Below are 18,524 nucleotides of genomic sequence, written 5' to 3' on the forward strand. Positions count from 1 at the left end.
GTGCTCCGCCTGATCGTCCGCGGGATCCTCGCCCGCAAGCTGCGCACCGCGCTGACCTCGGTGGCGATCGTCCTCGGCGTCGCGATGGTCGCGGGGACCTTCATCCTCACCGACCAGATCAACACCGCGTTCGACGACATCTTCGAGACCGGCAACTCGAAGATCGACGCGGTGGTGTCGCGGCAGACGGAGTTCGACTCGTTCGACGACCCGGCGCCGCCGATGCCGGAGTCGGTCGTCGACCGCGTCGCCGGGGTGGACGGCGTCGCCCTCGCCGAGGGCCAGGTGAGCGCCCAGGGCCAGCTCGTCGTGGACGGCGACGTCGTGTCGTCGCAGGGCGGGGCGCCGGCGATCGTCGTCTCGAACGTCTCCCCCGAGATCAACCCGAGCGTGGCGATCGAGGGCCGCCTCCCCGAGAACCCGGGGGAGGTCGCCGTCATCAAGGACGTGTTCGACCGCGAGGACCTGCAGGTCGGGCAGGCGGTCGGCCTCGCCACGGCGGTCGGCACGCAACCGGTGACGCTCGTCGGCACGTTCCGGTACGGCGACGTGGAGTCGATCGGCGGCGCGACCGTCGTGCTGGTGACGCTGGGCGACGCGCAACGGTGGTTCGACCGCGACGGCCAGGTCACGAACGTCTTCGCGACGGCGGACCCGGGCATCGGCGAGAACGACCTCGCGAACCGGATCCGGGCGGTCCTGCCGGCGGACCTGGAGGTCGAGACGGCCGCCGAGAACGCCCAGGCGCAGAGCGACGACATCTCCGGTGAGATCTCCGGCTTCCTGACGCCCGCCCTGCTGGCGTTCGCGGGCGTGGCGCTGTTCGTCGGCGCGTTCATCATCTTCAACACGTTCTCCATCACGGTCGCCCAGCGGGTGCGGGAGTTCGGGATGATCCGGACGCTCGGCGCGAGCCGGGGCCAGGTGATGCGGAACGTGGTGGGCGAGGCGTTGCTGATCGGGATCGTGGCGTCGCTCGTCGGTCTCGCCGCGGGCGTCGGGATCGCGTGGGGCATCCTCGCGCTGTTCGACGCGATCGGCTTCGGGCTGCCGGCCGCGGGCATCGAGGTGGCGCCGCGGACGATCGTCGCCGCCCTGCTCGTCGGCGTGGTGGTGACGGTGGTCGCCGCGGTGGGTCCGGCGTTGCGCGCGACGCGGGTGCCGCCGATCGCGGCGGTGCAGGAGGGCGCCGGCCTGCCGCCGGGGCGCTTCTCGAAGTACACCCCGTACCTGGCGGGTGTGCTCCTCGCAGCGGGGATCGCGCTGTTCGTCTACGGCCTCGCCGGCGGGCTCGGTGCGACGGAGGCGCTGCAGGTGCTGGGGCTGGGCGCGGTGCTCGTGTTCCTCGGGGTCGGTGCGCTGGCGCGCTTCATCGTGCGGCCCCTCGCCCGGGCGATCGGCGCCCCGATCGAGGCCCTCGCGGGCACCACGGGGCGGCTGGCGCGCGCGAACGCGACCCGCAACACGGCGCGGACGGCGGCGACGGCGGCGGCGTTGATGATCGGCGTCGGCCTGGTCGCGTTCGTCGCGATCTTCGCGGCGGGCCTGAAGGACTCGTTCACGGGGGCGATCGACCGCACCCTCCAGGGCGACCTGATCCTCCAGACCGACAACTTCACGGCGTTCCCGGCCGCGGCGGAGCAGGTGGTGGATTCGACGCCGGGGGTGCGGGCCTCCCAGTTCCTCCGGTTCCCCGAGATCCGGACGGACCCGGGTGGCAGCCAGTTCCTCAACACCATCGACCCGGCGACAGCGTCGGAGGTGTTCGACTTCGACTGGCGCGGCGACGCCTCGGACGCGCTGTTCGCCCGCCTCGGGCGGGATGGCGCGCTGATCGAGACGAACCTCGCGGACTCGACGGGGTTGAACACGGGTGACCGGTTCACGGTGACGACGAACCGCGGCGAGTCGGCGCAGTTCACGGTGCTCGGCGAGTACCGCGACCCGGTCCTGTTCACGGGCATCACGGTGTCGTCGGAGGCCGCGGACGCGCTCGACGTGCCCCCGGACCCGTCCGTCGGCGTGGTCCTCCTCGACGAGGGCGCGGACGTCGCCGCGATCCAGCGGCAGCTGACGGAGCGCATGGACGCCGACTTCCCCACCGTGAACGTGCAGTCGAACGCGGAGTTCAAGGAGGAGTTCGAGGGCCAGATCGACCAGCTCCTCGCCCTCCTCTACGCGCTCCTCGCGATCTCCCTGATCATCTCCCTGTTCGGCATCGTCAACGCCCTCGTCCTCAGCATCTACGAGCGGACCCGCGAGATCGGGATGCTCCGGGCGATCGGCACGACGCGGCGCCAGATGCGGGCGATGGTGCGGTACGAGAGCATCATCACCGCCGTCATCGGCGGCGTCCTCGGGATCCTCATCGGGATCCTGTTCGCGTGGGTCCTGACGCAGGGCCTCGCCGACCAGGGGATCGAGTTCGCCCTCCCCGTCGGGACCCTGATCATCTTCCTCGTACTCGCGATCGTCGCCGGCGTCCTCGCCGCCGTCCTCCCCGCCCGCCGCGCCGCACGCCTCAAGCCCCTGGACGCCCTCCACTTCGAGTAGTCCGGAGGGCCGGGGGGGACGGGCCTGACGGCGCGGGCGCGTCGAGGTCCAATTGGACCTCGGTGTCGCGGCCAAGTGGACCACGGGGGTCAGGTCCAAGTGGACCATGGGGTCGCGGCCAAATAGATCCCCGCGACGCACCAGGCCCGTCGACGCCTCTCCCGGCGTTCCCTGCAGCCCTTGACTCCACTCGGGGAGGCGCTGGCCGAGACGGTCACGGTCCAAGTGGACCACGAGGTCAGGTCCAAGTGGACCTCCGGGTCAGGTCCAAGTGGACCACGGGGTCGCGGCCAAATGGACCAGGGGTCGCGGCCAAGTGGACCCCCACGACACATCAAGCCCATCTGACGCCTCCCCCGGCGTTCCCGGCAGCCCTTCACCCCACCTGTGGAGGAGCCGGCCCAGAAGGTCACGGCCGATTGGGCCTCGGGGTCGCGGCCAAGTGGACCACGGGGTCAGGTCCAAATGGACCTCGGGGTCACGGCCAAATGGACCACGGCCACACCCCAGGCCCTCGACACCGCCCCGCCGGCGTTCCCTGCAGCCCCTCACCCCACCCGTGGAGGCCCCCCCCCGGAACGGTCGCGGCCAAATGGACCTCGACGCATCGGCCAATCGACCGACGACGGCGGCACGGTCTGGCCCGCTTTGATCGAATCCCGCCCGACACACCCCGGGGTCAGAGGGCGGTGAGGACCCTCCGGAGGGTGACGGTGAGGGCGTCGAGGTCGTCGCCGTCGATGACGAGCGGGGGGAGCATCCGGATCGTCCGGGCCGACGTGTTGTTCACGAGGTAGCCCTCGGCGAGCATCGACTCCACCACCTCGGCGGCGCGGGGGAGGGGCAGGTCCACGGCCGTCATCAGGCCACGTCCCCGCGCCTCGGTCGCGAGGCCGTCCGTGACGAGCCCCTCGAGGTCGGCGAGGAGGGCGGCGCCCTTCACCCGCACCGACTGCTGCAGGTCGGCGTCGGCGAGGACGGCGCACGAGGCGAGGGCCGCGGCGCACGCGAGGGGCCCCCCGGCGAAGGTGGAGCCGTGGTCCCCCGGCTGCAGGACCGCGTCGAACTCCGGGCGGGCGGTGACCGCCCCGATGGGGACGCCGCCCCCGAGGCTCTTCGCGAGGCACATCACGTCCGGGACGATCCCGATGTCCTGGAACGCGAACAGCGGGCCCGTCCGCGACAGCCCCGTCTGGATCTCGTCGATGACGAGCAGGGCCCCGTGGCGGTCCGCCAGCTCCCGCGCCAGCCGGATCATCTCGAGGGGGACGGGGTGGACGCCGCACTCGCCCTGCACGATCTCCAGCACGATCGCGCACGTCCGGTCCCCCACCGCCGCCTCGAGCCCGGCGGGGTCGTCGCGGTCCACGTGCCGCACCCCCGGCACCAGCGGCGCGAACGGCTCCTGCTTCGACGGCTGCCCCGTCATCGACAGCGCCCCGTACGTCCGCCCGTGGAACCCGTCGACGAGCGCCACCACCTCCGTGCGCCCCGGGCCGCCGTGCTTGCGGGCGAGCTTCAACGCCGCCTCGCTCGCCTCCGCGCCGGAGTTGCAGAAGAACGACCGGCCGCCGAGGGCGTGGTCGCGGATCCACTCCGCCAACGCCACCATCGGCTCGGTGTAGTAGAGGTTCGAGACGTTGATGAGGCGCCCCGCCTGCTCCGCGATCGCCGACACCACCGCCGGGTGGCAGTGGCCGACGTTGTTCATCGAGATGCCGGCCATGCAGTCCACGTACCGGCGGCCGTCGGCGTCCCACAACGACGCGCCCTCGCCCCGCACGAACGCGACGTGTTGACGCCGGTACGTCGGCATCACCGCCGCCGCCTCGCGCTGGACCAGGGTCTCGTCGATCACGCCGTCACCTTCGTCCCGATCCCCGTCTCCGTGAAGATCTCGACGAGCACCGAATGGGGCACGCGTCCGTCCACCACGTGGGCGGCGCCGACCCCCGACTCGAGGGCGTCGGACACCGCGGCGAGCTTCGGGATCATCCCCGCGCCGATCGACCCGGAGGCCATCAGGTCGCGGAGGTCGTCGAGGCGGCACTCGCTGATCAGGCTCGCCGGGTCGCGGACGTCCCGGAAGATGCCCTCCACGTCGGTGAGGAAGATCGCCTTCCGCGCGCCCAACGCCGCCGCCAGCCGCCCGGCGACCGTGTCCGCGTTGATGTTGTAGCTCTGGCCATCCTTGTCGACGCCGACCGACGCCACCACCGGCACGAAGTCGCGGAGCCGCTCCAGCACGTGGGGGTCGATCGCCGCGACCCGCCCCACGAACCCGAGGTCCGCGTCCGGGCTCGACGCCTTCTCCGCCAGGATGAGGCCGCCGTCGTCGCCCGCCAGGCCGACGGCCGGGGCGCCCGCGACGTGGAGCTGGGCGACGATCTCCTTGTTGATCTTGCCGACGAGGACCATCTTCACCAGCTCCATCGTCGGCGCGTCGGTGACCCGCAGCCCCTGGACGAACCGGACCTCCAGGCCGAGGCGGTCCGAGTAGCGCGAGATGTCGGGGCCGCCGCCGTGGACGATCACGGGGTTCATGCCGACGAGCTTCAGCAGCGCCACGTCACGCGCGAACGACGCCTTCAGCTCCGGCGTCGTCATCGCGGCGCCGCCGTACTTGATCACGATCGTCGCGCCCGCGAACTCCCGGATGTACGGGAGCGCCTCGAGCAGCACCTCGACGCGCGGCTCGAGGTCGGCGCGCGAGCGGTCGGTGCTGGGGGGCGTGTTCTCGGCCATCGGCGCGTGATGCTGACACACCGGGCGGCCGTCGGGGGCGGCGGATTGGCGGGATCCGTCACGTGGAGGACGCCCGGCCCGCCGTCTGGCAGCGTTGGGCCCATCGGCCACCACCACGACCACCACGGGCACGACCACGGCCACGCCGACCGGTCGCGCGACGCGCGCGCCCTCGGGCTCGTCCTCGCGCTGACCGCCGGGTTCGCGGTGCTCGAGGTCGTCGGCGGCCTCATCTCCGGCAGCGTCGCCCTCATCGCCGACGCCGCGCACATGGCGTCCGACGCCGGGTCCCTCGCCCTCGCCCTCGGGGCCGTGTGGCTCGCGCGCCGGCCGCCGACGGCCCGCATGAGCTTCGGCTGGCGGCGCGCCGAGATCCTCGCCGCCCTCGCCAACGGCGTCGCCCTCGTCGCCGTCGGGTTCTGGGTCGTCGTCGAGTCCGCGAGCCGCCTCGGCGACCCGCCCGCCATCGACGCCGTCCCTACCCTCTGGATCGGCGCCGCCGGCCTCGTCGTCAACGTCGTCGGCGCGACCATCCTCTTCCGCTCCGGCGGCGGCAGCCTCAACGTGCGCGCCGCCCTGCTGCACGTCCTCGCCGACCTCCTCGGCTCCGTCGGGGTCGTCGTCGCCGCCCTCCTCGTCCTGGGACCGGGGTGGGAGATCGCCGACCCCGTCGCCGGCCTCGTCATCGGTGCGCTCGTGCTGCTCGGGTCGTGGCGGGTGCTGCGGGAGTCGCTCGCCGTGCTGCTGGAGGCCGCGCCCGAGGGACTCGACGTCGACGAGATCGGCCGGGCGATGGCCGCCGCGCCGGGGGTGCGGGAGGTGCACGACCTCCACGTGTGGACGATCACCTCCGGCTTCCCCGCCCTCAGCGCCCACGTCCTCGTCGAGCACGCCGAGGACTGCCACGCCCGGCGGCGCGAGCTCGCGGCGATGCTGGAGGCCGACTTCCACATCCACCACACCACCCTCCAGGTGGAGCACAGCCACGACGAGGCCCGACTCCACGGGGTGCGCCGCACGACCTGAGCGCCGGAGACCCGCGTGATCCCGGTGATCCAGTCACGACTGCTTTGCGTAGTTAGCCATGGCTAGCTACCTTCATCAGTCGTCGCTTGTCCACCTGGAGGCCGCATGACACCCGCCCGGGACATCCCCGCGCTCGAGATCTCCCACCTGACCGTGTCCTACGGGGCGCGCCCGGTGTTGTGGGACGTCGACGCCGCGTTCCCGGCAGGCGCCATGTCAGCGATCGTCGGGCCGAACGGCTCCGGCAAGTCGACCCTCCTGCGGGCGGCGCTCGGGCTCGTCCCCGCCGACGCCGGACGGGCGACCATCCTCGGCCACCCGGCCCGCGAGGCGATGCGCCGCGTGGCGTACGTGCCACAGCGCGAGGCCGTGGACTGGGACTTCCCGATCACGGTCCGGGAGGTCGTCGAGATGGGCCGCTACCCCGCGGCGGGCTGGATCCGCCGCCTGCGCCGCGAGGACCGCGGCATCGTCGACGCGGCCCTGGAGCGGACGGGCATGACCGGGTTCGCGCGGCGTCAGATCGGCCAGCTCTCCGGCGGCCAGCGGCAGCGCGTCTTCGTGGCCCGGGCCCTCGCCCAGCAGGCCGAGCTGCTGGTGCTCGACGAGCCGTTCGCCGGCATCGACGCCCGCACCGAGGCCGCCCTCCTCGGCCTGCTCGCCGAGCTGCGCGACCGGGAGGGACGCTCGATCGTGATGGTCCACCACGACCTGCAGACCGTCCGCGACGTCGTCGACCACGTGCTGCTGCTCAACGTCCGGGCGATCGCGAGCGGCCCGACGGCCGAGATCATGACGCCCGAGAACCTGCGCCGCGCCTACGGCGGAGGCGACCCGTCGGAGGACGCGCGCGAGGCCGAGGGGGCGCCGTGGGCGCGGTGATCGACCTCATCCCCCTCCCCTACACCGACGCCGTCGTCGTGCTCGGCGCGATGGTGCTGGGGATCGCGGCGGGCGTGCTCGGCGCGTTCGCCGTGCTGCCCCAGCGGAGCCTCGTCGGCGACGCCCTCGCCCACTCCGCCCTGCCGGGCGTCGCCGTCGCGTTCCTCGTGACGGGCGCGAAGGACCCGGCGTCGCTGCTGGTCGGCGCCGCCATCGCCGGGATGATCGGGGCGTTGATGATGGTGGGCATCGAGCGCACCAGCCGCATCCGCCCGGACGCCGCGATCGGCGTGGTGCTGTCGAGCTTCTTCTCCCTCGGCGTGGTGCTCCTCACCTACATCAGCGGGACCGGCAACGCCCAGCAGGCCGGCCTCGAGACGTACCTGTTCGGCCAGGCCGCCGGCCTCCTCGAGCGCGACGTCGCCGTCATGGCGGGCCTCGCCGCGGCGGCGGTCGCCTGCGTCGCGATCGCGTTCCGCCCCCTCAAGGTGTCCGTCTTCGACCGCGACTTCGCGGCGTCGGTCGGGCTCCCCGTCCGGCTGCTGGAGCTGGGCACCACCGCCCTGCTCGTCGTCGCGATCGTCATCGGCCTGCGCGCCGTCGGCGCGATCCTGATGGTCGCGATGCTGATCGTCCCGACCGTCGCGGCCCGGCAGTTCACCCACCGCCTCGCGCTGCTGCTGCCCCTGGCCGGCGCCATCGGCGCCGGCGTCGGCATCACCGGCGCCCTGCTCTCCTCCCGGGCCGAGGTCCCGACCGGACCGGTGATCGTCCTGACGGGCACCGTCGTCGTGCTCGCCGCGGTGCTGCTGGCGCCGGGCCGGGGCGTGCTCTGGCAGGGGGCGCGGCGCCGTGGCGAGCGTCGCGCGGCCCGCAGCGCGGGCGTGCTCGTGGACCTGGAGACCGCCGTCCACGCGGGGGCGCCGCCCACCCTCGACGAGCTCGCGATGTCGGGCGCGCGACCGCGCCGCGAGGTGCGCCGCGGCGTGCGCGACCTCGACCGGGCGGGGCTGATCGAGCGTGACGGGGACCGCCTGCGCCTCAGCGAGGCCGGCGCCGCCGCCGCACACGCCGCGCTGGAGGGGCGCCGCCTGTGGTCGGCGTGGCTCGAGCACGGATGGCGCCTCGGGCTGCCGGACGCCCGCGAGCCCGACCCGCGCGACCTGCGCGGCTCCCTCGGCGACGAGATGACCGACCGCCTGCTGACGTTGGCCGGGGAGGGCGCGCGATGAGCGACGCCATGGCGATCGTCCTGACGGCGGGCCTGACGGCCACCGCCTGCTGCCTGCTCGGGCCGTTCCTCGTGCTCCGGCGCGTCGCCCTGATGGGCGACGCCGTCAGCCACGCGGTGCTGCCCGGCATCGTCGCCGCCTTCCTGATCTTCCAGACCCGGGCGCCGCTCGTGGTCGTCGTCGGCGCCGCGGTGTTCGCCATCGTGTGCGTCCTCGCGATCGAGGCCCTCCGCGGGACCGGCCTGGTCGCGAGCGACGCCGCGATCGGCCTCGTCTTCCCGGCGCTGTTCGCCCTCGGGGTCCTCGGCATCCACCGCTACGCCGACGACATCCACCTCGACCTCGACTCCACGATCTACGGGGAGATCGCGTTCACTCCGTTCCGGACCATGGAGATCGGCGGGGTGCCGTTCGTGCGCTCCGTCGTCGTGATGGGCGTCGTCGCGGCGGTCAACCTGCTCCTCGTCTCCGTGCTGTGGAAGGAGCTCAAGGTCACGAGCTTCGACCCCGAGTTCGCGCGCACCATCCGGGTGTCGCCGCGCCTGCTGTCGCGCCTGCTGCTGATCGCAGTGGCGATCACGGCGGTGACGGCCTTCGAGTCGGTCGGGGCGATCCTCGTCGTGACGCTCCTGATCGTGCCGGCGGCGGCCGCGTACCTGCTGACGGACCGGTTGGTGGCCATGGTCGCGATCAGCGTCGCGATCGGCTGGATCAGCGCCGTCGGCGGCTACGCCGGCGCGATCCGGATCGACGCGTCCATCGCCGGGGCGATGGGGCTGTGCGCCGCGGCCCTGTTCGCCGTCGCTTTGATCGGCTCGCCGCGGTACGGGCTCGTGGCCCGCGCCGTGCGCCGCTCGCGCCGGCGTCGCGCGATCGCCGCCGCCCTCGCGGCGGGTCCCGAGGGGTCGCCGGCGTGAGCGCGGTCGCGCGCCGGGCCCTCGCGGTCGTCGTCCTCCTCGTCGCGCTCGCGGGCGTCGCCGCCGGGTGCGCAGCGGAGTCGGCGGAGCCGGACGACGTCACGGACCGCACCGTCCGGGTCACGACCACCACGAACTTCATCACCGACCTCGCGCGCGAGATCGGCGGCGACCGGGTCGAGGTGACCGGCCTCATGGGGCCGGGCGTCGACCCCCACCTCTACAAGGCGAGCGCCGGAGACGTCGCCTCGCTGCGGGAGGCCGACATCGTCTTCTACGGCGGCCTCGAGCTGGAGGGCCGCATGACGGACCTGCTCGACGAGCTCGGGGAGACCCGCCCGACGGTCGCGGTGACCCGCGCCATGCCCGAGTCGCAGCTGCGACGGCCGAGCGAGTTCGAGGGCAAGTACGACCCCCACGTCTGGTTCGACGTCCCGCTCTGGCAGACCGCCGTCGACGTCGTGGCGGAGGCGTACGCCGCACGCGACCCCGCCCACGCCGACGGCTACCGGGCCCGCGCGGCCGCCTACGCGAAGGAGCTGCGGGGACTCGACCGCCAGGTGCGGGAGCTCCTGTCCGTCGTCCCGGCGCGCTCCCGCGTGCTCATCACCTCGCACGACGCGTTCGGCTACTTCGGGGAGGCCTACGGGTTCGACGTGGTGGCGATCCAGGGGGTCTCCACCCAGACCGAGGCCACGACGGCCGACATCGAGCGCGTCGCGGGGATCATCGCGGAGCGGGGGGTGAAGGCGGTCTTCGTCGAGTCGGCGGTGTCGCGGCAGACGATCGACGCGGTGCTCGCCGCGGCCGAGCGCCGGGGCCAGGAGGCGCGCGTCGGGGGCGAGCTCTTCGCCGACGCCGCCGGCGACGAGGGGACCCCGGAGGGGACCTACGCCGGCATGGTGCGCCACAACGCGGAGCTCATCGCCGCCGGCCTGCGGTAGCAGCGCGGAAGGCCCCCGCCCTCTGCCCGAGCCCGGGGGCCCCGCCGCACCTCGTCAGGCCGCGTCGGCCGGGGGCTCGTCCAGCTCCTCGCCGTCGCGGCGCATGCGCAGGGCCCCGGAGAGCACCAGCGCGAGCAGCGGCACGCCCGTGCCGGCGACGGGCGCCGGGGTGGTGCGTGTCGTGGACCGGTTCGTGTGGTGGGCCGTCTCGGGCGCCATGTGGATCCCTCCCGTGGTGGCGTCAGGACGGTTCCCATGGTGCCGCCCCCCACGGGGGCCGTGTACGGCCCCACGGCCAAGAAACGGCCGCGCCCAGGCCTACGTGTGGTACTCCGCGTTGATCGTGACGTAGGAGTGCCCGAGGTCGGAGACCCAGATCGCGGCGCCGGCGTCGCCGCGGCCGAGGGAGACCTCCAGGTCGTACTCCTCGCGGGCGATCACCTCCGTGGCCTCCTCGGAGGAGAACGGGACGCCGTCGACCGACACGACGGGTTCGTGGACCTCGCCGTCGGCGCCGGCGAGCGCCTGCCCGACGGCCTGGGAGATGCGTCCCCAGTTGGGGTCGCGGCCGTTGATCGCCGTCTTCACGAGGGCCGACTCGCCCACCGCCCGGGCGACCGCCTCGGCCTCGGCGGCGTCGGCGGCCCCGCGGACCACCACGCGCACCGCGTGGTCGGAGCCCTCGCCGTCCTTGACCATCTGGATCGCCAGCCATCGGCAGACCGCGGCGAGCCCCTCCGCGAACCGCGGCAGGTCGTCGCCCTCGAGGGGCGGCCCCTGCGCGGAGGCCATCACCAGGAGGGTGTCGGACGGGCTCATCTGGGCGTCGACGCTGATGCGGTTGAACGAGGACGCCGCGGCGTCGGCGACCATCGCCTGCAGCGGGCCCGCCGGGACGTGGGCGTCGGTGGTGACGAAGGCCAGCATCGTCGCCATGTCCGGCCGGATCATCCCGGCGCCCTTCGCCGCGGCGCCGATCGTCACCTCGCCGCGCCCGAGGCGCAGGCGGAAGGCGCCGCCCTTCGGGGCGTTGTCGGTGGTGCAGATGGCCCGCCCGAAGCTCTCGCCGCCGAGGGGCGTGAGGCCCTCCGCGGCGGCGCCGATGCCGGCGCCGACGCGGGTCAGGTCGATGCGGTCGCCGATCGTGCCGGTGCTGCAGACCGCGACCTCCTCGGGCCGCAGACCGATGGCGGCGGCGGCGCGGGCGGCCATGGCGTGGGCGTCGTCGAGGCCGGGGGAGCCCGTGGCGGCGTTCGCCGTGCCGGCGTTGACGACGACCGCGCGCAGGCGCGCCGTGTCGAGGGAGCGGTTGCGCTGCACCGGGGCCGACGGCAGGGCGCTGGTCGTGTCGACGTACGCCGACGACACGGGGCCGAGCGCGTGCAGGAGGCCGAGGTCGAGGGCCCCCGAGGGCTTCAGGCCGCAGGCGACACCGGAGGCCATGAACCCCGCGGGGCTGGTGACCGTGCCGTCGGGGATCAGCGCGAGGCCGTCGGGCGCCGCGAGCCAGTCGTCGCGCAGGACCGGTGCGAACGCGCTCATGTCAGTCCCTCGGTCTCGGGCCGTCCGGCCATCAGGTTGAGGTTCTGGACCGCCTGGCCCGCGGCGCCCTTGCCGATGTTGTCGATCACGCCGAAGGCGGTGACGCGCCCACCGCGCGGGTCGGCGACGACGTGGACCTGGGCGTAGTTCGTGTGCTGCACGGCGCGCATCCCGGGGGGCGCGTCGACGACCTCGACGAACGGGTGCCCGGCGTAGAAGTCGCGGTAGCGGTCGAGGAGGGCGCCGGTGTCGGCCGCGTCGTCGGTGAGGCGGGCGTAGCAGGTGGACAGCAGCCCCCGGTCGACCGGCACCAGGTGGGGCGTGAAGGTGACGGGGACGCCGAGCTCCTGCTCGATCTCGGGCGTGTGGCGGTGCGCGTACACCTTGTACGGGGTCACGTTGTCCGCGGCGCGGCTGTAGTGGACGGTGTCCGTCGGCGTCCGGCCGGCGCCGCTGACGCCGCTCTTGGAGTCGATGACGACGTCGGCGATCGCGCCGCGCAGCGGCAGCAGCGCGAGCAGGCTGGCCTCGGGGAAGCAGCCGGGGTTGGCGACGACGCGGGCGGTCGCGATGTCGTCGCGGTACCGCTCGGGGAGGCCGTACACGGCCTCGGCGAGGAGGTCCGGCCGCGGGTGGGCGAAGCCGTACACCTCGGGGTAGAGCGCGGCGTCGCGCAGCCGGTGGTCGGCGGACACGTCGAGCACCCGCGCACCCCGGTCGACCAGCTCCGCGACGAGGGCGGCGGCCTCGGCGTGCGGGTAGGCGACGGCCACCAGGTCGCCCGCCGCGACCGACGCGACGTCGGGGGTCCGGAGGACCTCGGTGACGCGGTACTCGGGCGCCACGTCGACCAGGCGCCGCCCGGCGTCACCGCGCGCGGTGATCACCCCGAGCGCGAAGGACGGGTGGCGGTCGATGAGCGCGGCGAGCTGCGCGCCGGCGAAGCCGGCGGCGCCGAACACGTGGACGGTCGCCACGGCCATCAGGCGCGAAGGCGGGCGCCGCGCCCGTCGAGGGCGTCGCGCACCCGTGCGACGGCGGCCTCGATCTCCTCGTCGGTGAGCGTGCGGCCGGGGTCGGCGAGGTGGAGGCGCAGCGCGAGGCTGACGTGCCCCTCCCCCACCTGTTCGCCGGCGTACCGGTCGAAGACGGTCACGTCGCGCACCAGCGGCGCGCCGGCGGCCCGCGCGGCGCCGACGAGGTCGGCGGACGGCACGTCCTCGGCGACCACGAGCGCGAGGTCCCGCGTGGAGACGGGGACGGTCAGCAGGTCCTCGTACCGCGGCGTGCCCTCGCGGGCGTCGAGCAGCGCGGCGAGGTCGAGGACGACGGCGGCGACGGGGCCGGTGACGCCGAACTCCCGCAGGACGAGGGGGTGCACCTCGGCGGCCCAGCCGACCGGGCCGCCGCCCGCGACGAGGCGCGCCTGGCGGACGGGGTGGAAGTAGGGGGCGGAGTTCGGTGCGACCTCGGGCCGCACCCCGGCCGCGGCGGCGAGGGTCATCGCGAGGCCGGTCGCGGCGTGCACGTCGGCGGGGCGCGGCGTGTCGCGCCATCCGGCGGGGCCGACGCGCCCGAACTGGACCGCGGCGAGCCAGGTGCGCTCGTCGGCGAGGCCGTCGGGCCGGGGCGCGTAGGTGCGTCCGATCTCGAAGAGGCCGCCGTCGGTGCGCTGGTGCGACTGGTTGCGGGCGACCGCCCGCAGCAGGCCGGGGAGCATCGACCGCCGCATCACGGCCATCTCGGCGCTCATGGGGTGGTCCATCCGGACGAGGTCGCGGCGGGGGTCGTCGGCCGCGAGGCGCAGGGCGTCGCCGTCCGACTCGGGCACCTGGCGGTAGGTGATCGCCTCCGACAGCCCGAGGTCGGCCGCGAGGCGGGCGAGGCGACGCTGCAGCGCCTGGGCGGGCGTCAACCGGCCGCGACCGACGACGCGCGGCAGGGCGACGGGGATGTCGTCGAGCCCGCGGATGCGCCCGACCTCCTCGATGAGGTCGATCTCGCGGGTGAGGTCGCTCGCCCGCTCGAAGGGGATCGTCGCGGTGAGGGCCTCCGCGCCGGGCTCCACCTCGATGCCGAGGCGCTCGAGGATCGCCTGCGACTCGGCGGGCGGCACCTCGACGCCGAGGATCGCGGGGACGCGGGCGTGGCGCATCGTCACCGGCGGCGGCGGGTCCTCCGGCACGAGGGCGTCGAGCGTTCCCGGCACCATCCGCGCACCGCACAGCTCGACGAGCATGCGGCTCGCGATGGACATCGCCCGCGGCGGGAGCGCCCGCGGCAGGCCCTTCTCGAACCGGCCGCTCGACTCGGTGCGCAGGCCGAGGGCGAGCGACGTGTCGAGGATCGTGGGGCCGTCGAACGACGCGGCCTCCAGCAGCACCCGGGTGGTGCCGTCGGACACCTCGGCGAACTCGGCGCCGAAGATCCCGGCGATCACGGCGGGCCGCTCGGCGTCGCAGATGGCGAGCATCGACGGGTCGAGCACCCGCTCCTGCCCGTCGAGGGTGGTGATGCGCTCACCCTCCCCCGCGCGGCGCACGACGATGGTGCCGCCGGCGACGTTGTCGAGGTCGAAGGCGTGGAGCGGCTGGCCGGTCAGCAGCATCACGTAGTTGGTCACGTCGACGACGTTCGAGATCGACCGCATGCCGGCCGCCTCGAGGCGCGCCCGCAGCCAGTCGGGGGACGGCCCGACGCGGGCTTCGGTGAAGACCCGCGCCATGTACCGCGGGCAGAGGTCCGGCGCCCGGACGTCGAGGACGGCGTGGTCGGACACCTCGCCCGGCCCCTCCGCCGGCGGGTCCGACTCGTCGAGCGGGCCGAGCGGGGCGCCGGTCACGGCGTGGACCTCGCGGGCGACCCCGTAGACCGCGAGGCAGTCCGGGCGGTTCGAGGTGATCTCCAGCTCGAGGACCGTGTCGCCCAGGGGCAGCACGTCGGCGAGGGGGGTGCCCGGGGCGGGGCCGCCGGGCAGCTCCATGATCCCGGAGTGGTCGTCGCCGAGGCCGAGCTCGCGCGCGGAGAGGATCATGCCGCGGCTCTCGACGCCGCGCAGCTTCGCGACCCCGAGGGGCTTCTCGGCGCCCGGCAGCAGGGCGCCGGGCAGCGCGACCGCGACGTCCAGGCCGGCGGCGACGTTCGGCGCGCCGCAGACGATCCCGGCGGGCGTGTCGCCGCCGAGGTCGACGGAGCAGACGCGCAGGCGGTCGGCGTTCGGGTGCTGCTCGGCCGAGATGACGCGGCCGACGCGGAAGTTGTCGAGGTTGCCCCCGGCGGCGGGGACGCCCAGCACGTGGACGGCCTCGACGAGCGTGCCGCTGCCCGACAGCCGGCGGGCGAGGTCCTCCGGGGCCAGGCCGGGGTCGACGTGGTCCCTGAGCCAGCTCAGCGGGACCCTCACGCGAACTGCTCCAGGAACCTCAGGTCGTTCTCGAAGAAGAGCCGCAGGTCGGGGACCCCGAACCGGATCATCGCGATGCGGTCCAGCCCGCAGCCGAACGCGAAGCCCGTGTAGCGCTCGGAGTCGATGCCGGCGTGGGCGAGGACGTTCGGGTCGACCATCCCGGCGCCCGCGAGCTCCAGCCACCCGGGGCGGCCGTTCTTGTCGGTGTACGACACCTGCACGTCGACGGACGGCTCGGTGAACGGGAAGAAGTGGGGCTGGAGGAGGATCTCCCGCTCGGAGCCGAGCAGCTCGCGGAAGAAGTGGAGCATCGTGCCCTTGAGGTGGGCCATGGTGAGGCCCTCGTCCACGGCGAGCCCCTCCATCTGGTGGAACATCGGGCTGTGCGTCGCGTCGATGTCGTCGCGGCGGTACACGGCGCCGGGCGCGACGAGGTAGATCGGCGGCTCGGACGCCTGCATCTCCCGGACCTGCACCGGGGAGGTCTGGGTGCGCAGCAGGCGGTCGGGCCGCCCCCCGACGAAGAAGGTGTCGCTGGGGGAGCGCGACGGGTGGCCGGCGGGCGTGTTGAGCGCCGTGAAGACGTGCCACTCGGTCTCGATCTCGGGGCCGTCGGCGATCCGATAGCCGAGGGCGAGGAGGATGTCCTCCATCTCCTGGCGGACCTGGGTGATCGGGTGGAGCGCGCCGAGGGGGTGCGGGTCGCCCGGCAGCGTGACGTCGGTGGTGTCGCGCTCGAGCGCCGCGCCGAGCTCCTCGGCCTCCAGCTCCGCGGTGCGCGCGGCGAGGGCCTCCTCGACGGCGCGGCGGGCGAGGTTCGCCGCCTTGCCGACCGTCCCGCGCTGCTCGGGCGGCAGCCCGCCGATGCCGGCGAGGACCGTCGCGAGGGGGCTCCGCCGGCCGGTGTGGGCGACCCGCACCGACTCGAGGTCGGCGAGCGAGCCCGCGGCCGCCACGTCGGCCAGGGCCCCGCTCTGGATCTGGTCGAGGTCGGGCGCGCTCATCGGCCCGTGAGGCTACCCGACCCGCCCGCGCGCTGGCGCAGGACCTCGGACAGCAGCGCGGCCCCGGCGGCCGACACGTTGAGGGACTCGGCGCCCTCGGCCTGGGGGATGGTCACGCGGACCACCTCGTGACCGGCGGAGAGCTCGTCGAGGGCCAGCCCGAGGCCGGAGCGCTCGGCGCCGAGGGCGAGGACCAGCGGCACGGTGAGGTCGGCGTCCCAGGGGGCGACGCCGCCGCGGGGCACGGCCGCGAGGATCGCGAAGCCCTCGCGGGTGGCGAGGTCGGCGGCCGCGACGCCCTCGAGGACCGGCAGGGCGAAGGTCGAGCCCATGGCGGCGCGGACGGCGCGGGGGTGGAAGGCGTCGGCCGACCCGGGACCGAGCGCGAGCCAGTCGGCGCCGAGGGCCGCGCTCGTCCGCAGCAGCGTGCCGACGTTGCCGGGGTCGGCGACACCCGCCAGGTAGACGCCGACCCGCGGGGGGAAGGCGACGTCGCGGAACGAGCGTGACGGGGGCTGGGGCAGCACGGCGATGACCCGCGGCGACGCCGCGAGGCCGCTGGCGTGGGCCATGAGCTTCGGCGGCACGAGGTACCGCTCCGCCAGGCCCGCGGTGGCCCGCACCCGGGGGTCGTCGTCGTCGAGCCGGTCCGCGTCGAAGAGCATGGCGACGGGCCGGATGCCGCGCGCGAGCGCGGCATCGACCAGGTCCTCGCCCTCGGCGACGAGGAGCCGTCGCTCGCGCCGGACCTTCTTCGTCTGGAGCGCCCGCGCGAGCTGCAGCGCGGGGTTGCGCGGCGAGCTGGCGAGGCGGAGGTGCCGATCAGGCGTTGACCGGCACGCTCTCTCGTGCGGCACGGGCGCGGACACAGAGGGCGGCGAAGGCCGCGGGCTCGTGCGTGGCGAGCTCGGCGAGGATCTTGCGGTCCAGCTCGACCTCGGCCAGCTTCAGGCCGTGGATGAACTGCCCGTAGGTGAGGCCGTTCTCGCGGGCCGCCGCGTTGATGCGGGCGATCCACAGGCGGCGGAAGTCGCGCTTGCGCACCCGGCGGTCGCGGTACGCGTACCGGAGGGAGCGCTGCACCTGCTCCTTCGCACGCTTGTACGAGGAGTGCTTGGTGCCCCAGTAGCCACTGGCCTGGGCGAGGACCTTGCGGCGCTTCTTGCGTGCGCCGACCGAACGCTTCACTCGTGCCATCGGGCTACCTCTTCCCCAGCATGCGCTTGACCCCGCGGACCATCTCCGGCGCGAGCTCGGCCTCCTTCGACAGGTGGCGCTGCTCCTTGCCGGTCATCTTCTCCTGATTGTGCCGCATGCCCGCGCGCTGGAACTTCACCTTGCCCGTACCGGTCAGGCGGAAGCGCTTCTTCGCGGAGCTCTTGGACTTCATCTTGGGCATGCGGGGTTCCTCGGAAGGGCGGCGGGCCGGCCGACACGATAGACGACTCGCACCCTCGGTGCGAGACGCCGGCGGCGGCTAGGAGGTCGCGGCCTCCGCCTCGGTGGGGACCGGGGCATCGGCCTCGGCGGGCGGGGCGGGCGGTGCGCCGGGCGCGGCCCGGGCCGACCCCGCGGCGGGGGCGGCGGGGGCCTCGTCCGGCAGCTTCTTCACCGGGCCGAGCATCATCACCATGTTGCGGCCGTCGAGGTTCGGACGGCTCTCGACGATCGCGATGTCCTTCAGCTCCTCGGCGAGCTTCAGCAGGATCGCCTCGCCGCGCTCCGGGTGCATGAGCTCGCGACCGCGGAACATGATCGTGATCTTGACCTTGTCCCGGTGCCGGAGGAACCGCTCGACGTGCCCCTTCTTGGTGGCGTAGTCGTGCGGGTCGATCTTCGGCCGGAACTTGATCTCCTTGATGGTGATCGTGCTCTGGTGCCGGCGCGCCATCTTCGCCTTCTGCTCCTGCTCGTACCGCCACTTGCCGTAATCCATGATCCGGCAGACGGGCGGACGCGCGTCGGCGGCGACCTCGACGAGGTCGAGGCCTGCGGCGTTGGCGATCTCCTGCGCCTGGGCGAGGGGCACGACCCCCCGGTTCTCCCCGTCACCGTCGATGAGCCGCACGGACTCGACGCGGATCGCCTCGTTGATCCGTGTCGTGGGCCCGGCGGGCGGACGGGTGTCTGGTCCGCGCCTAGGTGGCAAACGTCACCCTGACGGGACTCAGGCGGGACTCCCGACGTGCGAGAGCGCGCGCCGGTGGGCGCGGATCGGCTCGTGTGTGGGGAGGGAGGTGTCCATGGTGTCGACTCGCCCCTGGGCGAGTCGG

General features: G+C 74.2%; 17 protein-coding genes. 6 read left to right on the forward strand and 11 right to left on the reverse strand.

From position 1 onward, the window contains the following. Complete coding sequence (locus IU369_RS13055; protein WP_217921419.1) at window positions 1–2,553, forward strand: ABC transporter permease; 2,553 nt, start codon at window positions 1–3, stop codon at window positions 2,551–2,553. A gap of 679 nt (window positions 2,554–3,232) precedes the next feature. Here the strand turns inward: IU369_RS13055 and IU369_RS13060 are convergent. Together IU369_RS13060 and argB are read right to left on the reverse strand one after the other, a co-directional pair. Beyond that, complete coding sequence (locus IU369_RS13060) at window positions 3,233–4,411, reverse strand: aspartate aminotransferase family protein (protein ID WP_217921420.1); 1,179 nt, start codon at window positions 4,409–4,411, stop codon at window positions 3,233–3,235. Further along, window positions 4,408–5,298: an acetylglutamate kinase gene (gene argB, locus IU369_RS13065; RefSeq protein ID WP_217921421.1), complete on the reverse strand. Its 891-nt coding sequence runs from the start codon at window positions 5,296–5,298 to the stop codon at window positions 4,408–4,410. Before argB ends, IU369_RS13060 begins: the two co-directional genes overlap by 4 nt. Window positions 5,299–5,307: 9 nt before the next feature. On the opposite strand from argB, the gene IU369_RS13070 reads away from it, so the two are divergent. The 5 genes from IU369_RS13070 to IU369_RS13090 all read left to right on the forward strand — a co-directional run bounded on the left by IU369_RS13070 (window position 5,308) and on the right by IU369_RS13090 (window position 10,299). Beyond that, window positions 5,308–6,324 carry a cation diffusion facilitator family transporter gene (locus IU369_RS13070; protein WP_246551510.1) on the forward strand — a complete coding sequence of 339 codons (1,017 nt, stop codon included), beginning with the start codon at window positions 5,308–5,310 and terminating at the stop codon, window positions 6,322–6,324. 105 nt (window positions 6,325–6,429) lie between these two features. Next, a complete protein-coding gene (locus IU369_RS13075; protein WP_217921423.1) occupies window positions 6,430–7,206 on the forward strand; it encodes a metal ABC transporter ATP-binding protein in 777 nt (258 codons plus the stop codon). Further along, entirely contained in the window at window positions 7,194–8,438 is a 1,245-nt protein-coding gene (locus IU369_RS13080) for a metal ABC transporter permease (RefSeq protein ID WP_217921424.1), read from the forward strand. The genes IU369_RS13075 and IU369_RS13080 overlap by 13 nt, the downstream gene beginning before the upstream one ends. After that, window positions 8,435–9,355 carry a metal ABC transporter permease gene (locus IU369_RS13085; RefSeq protein WP_217921425.1) on the forward strand — a complete coding sequence of 307 codons (921 nt, stop codon included), beginning with the start codon at window positions 8,435–8,437 and terminating at the stop codon, window positions 9,353–9,355. Before IU369_RS13080 ends, IU369_RS13085 begins: the two co-directional genes overlap by 4 nt. Beyond that, window positions 9,352–10,299, forward strand: a complete 948-nt coding sequence (locus tag IU369_RS13090) for a metal ABC transporter solute-binding protein, Zn/Mn family (protein ID WP_217921426.1) — start codon at window positions 9,352–9,354, stop codon at window positions 10,297–10,299. Before IU369_RS13085 ends, IU369_RS13090 begins: the two co-directional genes overlap by 4 nt. 54 nt (window positions 10,300–10,353) lie before the next feature. Here the strand turns inward: IU369_RS13090 and IU369_RS13095 are convergent, their stop codons facing one another. From IU369_RS13095 to infC, 9 genes are all read right to left on the reverse strand, one after another. After that, window positions 10,354–10,518 (reverse strand): hypothetical protein, encoded by a 165-nt coding sequence (locus tag IU369_RS13095; protein ID WP_217921427.1) that lies wholly within the window; start codon window positions 10,516–10,518, stop codon window positions 10,354–10,356. A 99-nt stretch (window positions 10,519–10,617) separates the two neighbouring features. Continuing rightward, entirely contained in the window at window positions 10,618–11,841 is a 1,224-nt protein-coding gene (gene argJ / locus IU369_RS13100; protein ID WP_217921428.1) for a bifunctional glutamate N-acetyltransferase/amino-acid acetyltransferase ArgJ, read from the reverse strand. Continuing rightward, window positions 11,838–12,824, reverse strand: a complete 987-nt coding sequence (gene argC, locus IU369_RS13105; protein ID WP_343233163.1) for an N-acetyl-gamma-glutamyl-phosphate reductase — start codon at window positions 12,822–12,824, stop codon at window positions 11,838–11,840. The genes argJ and argC overlap by 4 nt, the downstream gene beginning before the upstream one ends. After that, window positions 12,824–15,244, reverse strand: a complete 2,421-nt coding sequence (gene pheT / locus IU369_RS13110; RefSeq protein WP_217921430.1) for a phenylalanine--tRNA ligase subunit beta — start codon at window positions 15,242–15,244, stop codon at window positions 12,824–12,826. Before pheT ends, argC begins: the two co-directional genes overlap by 1 nt. Further along, the gene (gene pheS, locus IU369_RS13115) at window positions 15,241–16,251 is read right to left on the reverse strand and encodes a phenylalanine--tRNA ligase subunit alpha (protein ID WP_217921431.1); all 1,011 of its coding nucleotides are present in this window, start codon (window positions 16,249–16,251) and stop codon (window positions 15,241–15,243) included. The genes pheT and pheS overlap by 4 nt, the downstream gene beginning before the upstream one ends. Next, entirely contained in the window at window positions 16,248–17,108 is an 861-nt protein-coding gene (locus IU369_RS13120; protein WP_217921432.1) for a TrmH family RNA methyltransferase, read from the reverse strand. Before IU369_RS13120 ends, pheS begins: the two co-directional genes overlap by 4 nt. Then, on the reverse strand, window positions 17,074–17,448 hold the full coding sequence (gene rplT, locus IU369_RS13125) for a 50S ribosomal protein L20 (protein WP_217921433.1): 375 nt from the start codon (window positions 17,446–17,448) through the stop codon (window positions 17,074–17,076). The genes IU369_RS13120 and rplT overlap by 35 nt, the downstream gene beginning before the upstream one ends. A 4-nt stretch (window positions 17,449–17,452) precedes the next feature. Then, window positions 17,453–17,650, reverse strand: a complete 198-nt coding sequence (rpmI, locus tag IU369_RS13130) for a 50S ribosomal protein L35 (protein WP_217921434.1) — start codon at window positions 17,648–17,650, stop codon at window positions 17,453–17,455. A 78-nt stretch (window positions 17,651–17,728) separates the two neighbouring features. Continuing rightward, a complete protein-coding gene (infC, locus tag IU369_RS13135; RefSeq protein ID WP_281426183.1) occupies window positions 17,729–18,400 on the reverse strand; it encodes a translation initiation factor IF-3 in 672 nt (223 codons plus the stop codon). Between the last annotated feature and the right edge of the window lie 124 nt (window positions 18,401–18,524).

The organism is Miltoncostaea oceani (assembly GCF_018141545.1).
Taxonomy (GTDB): domain Bacteria; phylum Actinomycetota; class Thermoleophilia; order Miltoncostaeales; family Miltoncostaeaceae; genus Miltoncostaea; species Miltoncostaea oceani.

Excerpts from the sequence above, each read along its gene's own strand:
- argB (WP_217921421.1), bottom strand. The coding sequence starts at position 5,298 with ATGGCCGAGAACACGCCCCCCAGCACCGACCGCTCGCGCGCCGACCTC.
- IU369_RS13070 (WP_246551510.1), top strand. The coding sequence starts at position 5,308 with ATGCTGACACACCGGGCGGCCGTCGGGGGCGGCGGATTGGCGGGATCC.
- IU369_RS13075 (WP_217921423.1), top strand. The coding sequence starts at position 6,430 with ATGACACCCGCCCGGGACATCCCCGCGCTCGAGATCTCCCACCTGACC.
- IU369_RS13085 (WP_217921425.1), top strand. The coding sequence starts at position 8,435 with ATGAGCGACGCCATGGCGATCGTCCTGACGGCGGGCCTGACGGCCACC.
- IU369_RS13095 (WP_217921427.1), bottom strand. The coding sequence starts at position 10,518 with ATGGCGCCCGAGACGGCCCACCACACGAACCGGTCCACGACACGCACC.
- argJ (WP_217921428.1), bottom strand. The coding sequence starts at position 11,841 with ATGAGCGCGTTCGCACCGGTCCTGCGCGACGACTGGCTCGCGGCGCCC.
- argC (WP_343233163.1), bottom strand. The coding sequence starts at position 12,824 with ATGGCCGTGGCGACCGTCCACGTGTTCGGCGCCGCCGGCTTCGCCGGC.
- pheS (WP_217921431.1), bottom strand. The coding sequence starts at position 16,251 with ATGAGCGCGCCCGACCTCGACCAGATCCAGAGCGGGGCCCTGGCCGAC.
- rplT (WP_217921433.1), bottom strand. The coding sequence starts at position 17,448 with ATGGCACGAGTGAAGCGTTCGGTCGGCGCACGCAAGAAGCGCCGCAAG.
- rpmI (WP_217921434.1), bottom strand. The coding sequence starts at position 17,650 with ATGCCCAAGATGAAGTCCAAGAGCTCCGCGAAGAAGCGCTTCCGCCTG.